General features: G+C 65.4%; 3 protein-coding genes and 1 pseudogene. 2 read left to right on the top strand and 2 right to left on the bottom strand.

The annotated features are described in order from the left end of the window. Together A5646_RS04905 and A5646_RS04900 are read left to right on the top strand one after the other, a co-directional pair. Positions 1–420 (top strand): CorA family divalent cation transporter (locus A5646_RS04905; RefSeq protein WP_304441919.1); only part of this gene is annotated, 420 nt, incomplete at its 5' end. 137 nt (positions 421–557) lie between these two features. Further along, positions 558–1,451, top strand: a complete 894-nt coding sequence (locus A5646_RS04900; protein WP_066880311.1) for a hypothetical protein — start codon at positions 558–560, stop codon at positions 1,449–1,451. Positions 1,452–1,533: 82 nt separating this feature from the next. Here the strand turns inward: A5646_RS04900 and A5646_RS04895 are convergent, their stop codons facing one another. Both A5646_RS04895 and A5646_RS04890 read right to left on the bottom strand, forming a co-directional pair. Further along, a complete protein-coding gene (locus A5646_RS04895) occupies positions 1,534–2,121 on the bottom strand; it encodes a suppressor of fused domain protein (RefSeq protein WP_066880309.1) in 588 nt (195 codons plus the stop codon). Beyond that, positions 2,118–2,493: pseudogene (locus A5646_RS04890) on the bottom strand (ABC transporter ATP-binding protein); the annotation flags it as partial. The gene A5646_RS04895 and the pseudogene A5646_RS04890, both read right to left, overlap by 4 nt.

The following is a 2,493-nucleotide window of genomic DNA, read 5'->3' as shown; positions in this document are numbered from 1 at the left end:
CTGCTCAAGCGCGAGGTGGTCGAACTGCGCCGGTGCGTCAATCCGCTGTCGGCCGCGTTCCATCGCATCCAGATGGACAATAAGGACGTCATCTCCAAAGAGGTGCGCCGCTATCTGCGCGACGTCGCCGACCACCACTCCGAGGCCGCGGACCAGATCGCCAGCTACGACGACATGCTCAACTCGCTGATCCAGGCGGCGCTGGCCCGCGTCGGGATGCAGCAGAACAACGACATGCGCAAGATGGCGGCCTGGGCCGGCATCTTGGCGGTGCCCACCATGGTCGCCGCCATCTACGGGATGAACTTCCATTTCATGCCGGAACTGAACTGGACGTGGGGCTATCCGGCGATCATGGCCGTGATGGCCGTCGCCTGCGTGGGACTGTATTTCCAGTTCCGGCGCAACAATTGGCTCTAGCGCTTTTCGCCGAGCAGACGCAAAAGCACCCATTTCTTGGGCGTGTCGGGTGTTTTTGCGTCTGGTCGTCGCGCATGGATCACAGGTTTGTTCACATCGCCGGAGCAACTGGCTACTTGGATCGCTTGCCTTGGCGCATGTTTACGGCTGTGGACATCGAAAAAGTGCTTTTCGACGGTGGCGGGCTGGCAACTACTTCCCAACTTTTGACCGTGGTCTCGCGCAGGCGTTTGGTCGGACTTGTGAAGTCCGGCAAGCTTATTCGGGTATGCCATGGGGTCTATGCGGCGAGAGAACCCGATGCGGCTGACATGCTGGCCGCTCTCGACCTGGTAGTCGGCCAGCCGGTCGTGGCTTGCCTAGGTACCGCTGCCGGCCTGTACGGCTTCGACACCGAAAGCACCTATCGACTCCATGTCCTTGATCCAGGCGTCAGGATGCGCCCGTCACCTGGGGTTATGGTGCATCAGCGAATCGGTGCGCCGCTGCGGCAAGTCAACGGCCGCCTCGCGACGGCGCCGGCGTGGACCGCAGTCGAAGTAGCCCGAGCACTCCGGCCGCCACGCGCCCTGGCGACGCTTGATGCCGCCCTGCACATCGGCGCTTGTACGGCCGTGGAACTGGCCGCGGCGATTCGCGAGCAGTGGGGACGCCGCGGAATCGTGAAGGTCCGCAAGCTAGTCGAATATGCCGACGGCCGCGCGGAATCACCGATGGAGAGCGAGGCGCGACTCGTATTCATCGCCAGCGGGCTGCCCACACCGGAGCTGCAACACACCATCCTGGACCGCTACGGCAAGCTGTGGCGTGTCGATTTCGCCTGGCCAGATGCGATGGTCGTGGCCGAATACGACAGCGTGGAATGGCACGTCGGCCGCGATGCCCTACTGCACGACCGGCTGAAAACCGCGCGATTGCAGGAGTGTGGATGGACATGTATTCCGATGACAGTTGACGACATCCGAAGAGATCCGGTCGGCCTGGTCGAGCGGATCAACAGTCACCTGAGGACGCCCCGCATAGCGGGCTGAGTCCACGCAGACCGTCGCGAGCAGACGCAAAGGCACCCAATTCTTCGGCGTGTCGGGTGCTTTTGCGTCTGCTCGGCAATAGTCAGTTAGGTTGTGCTGCGGGGCGATTCGGGTCCAGCACATCGACGCCGTCGTTGTCCCACGCCTGCCGCATCGCCTCGGCGCCCTTGAGCCGCACCCAGGCCGCCTCGGTCGCGGTGATGGGTGTCGCCGACAGGAACTGCACGGGGTCACGGGGCGGGTCCAGCGCCAGATCGCCAATCTCGCTGCGGCCCAGCAGCACCGCGGTAAACGGCACCCGCGCCGACGGGGACGCCCACAGCGGCGAACCGAGATCGACCAGCGCGTCCGCGCACAGCACCACACCGTCGACGGCCGGCGCCGCGGCCAGGACTGCCAGACTGCGCGCGATGCCGGTGATCGGGCCGGGACCGCGCAATTGGAGCACGATTTCGGCGCGCGGACCGCGCAACGGGTCGGCGATGTCCAGCGTCGGTTCGGTCATCGGGTGGCGTGAGCAGCCCAGGGTGACGTAGTGCACCGTCGTGTCCGGCTCGCGGAAACGCAGCACCTCGATGGTCTCGGTGCCCAGAAACGTCACACTCGCCGCGTCGGGCTCGGCGTCGGTGAAGTGCGCCCGCAGATGCGCGCGCACCTGATCCTGTGTCACGGTGCCCCGGCCGGCGCGATGGTCAGGTTGGCCCCGGTGTCCGCATCGAAGACCGCCAGCTTGGTGGTGTCCATTGCCAATTCGATCGACTGCCCGATGGCCGCGGCGGATTCGGCGGGAACCCTTGCCACGAACTGGTTTTCGTGAGCGTCCGATTCGGCGGCCAGCTCGTCCAGCTGGGCCGAGTGCGCCGCCCACGCCGCGGTGGAGAAGTAGACGTACTTGTCCGCGCCCAGCGACTCCACCAGGTCGACCTTCACCTCGAAGGTCAGCGCCCTGATGCGCTGGTAGCCGTCGATCAACGCGGAGTCGGACAGATGCTCGGGCCGCACGCCGACGATGACGTTCGCGGGCCGCGGATGCTGGGCGATC

Source organism: Mycobacterium sp. 1245499.0, from assembly GCF_001673615.1.
Classification (GTDB): domain Bacteria; phylum Actinomycetota; class Actinomycetes; order Mycobacteriales; family Mycobacteriaceae; genus Mycobacterium; species Mycobacterium europaeum_A.
Note: the sequence above shows the minus strand (reverse complement) of the source record. Positions and strands in the feature narration are given on the sequence as shown.

Bases quoted from the DNA above. Each gene is read 5' to 3' on its own strand.
- A5646_RS04900 (WP_066880311.1), top strand. From the start codon at position 558: ATGTTTACGGCTGTGGACATCGAAAAAGTGCTTTTCGACGGTGGCGGG.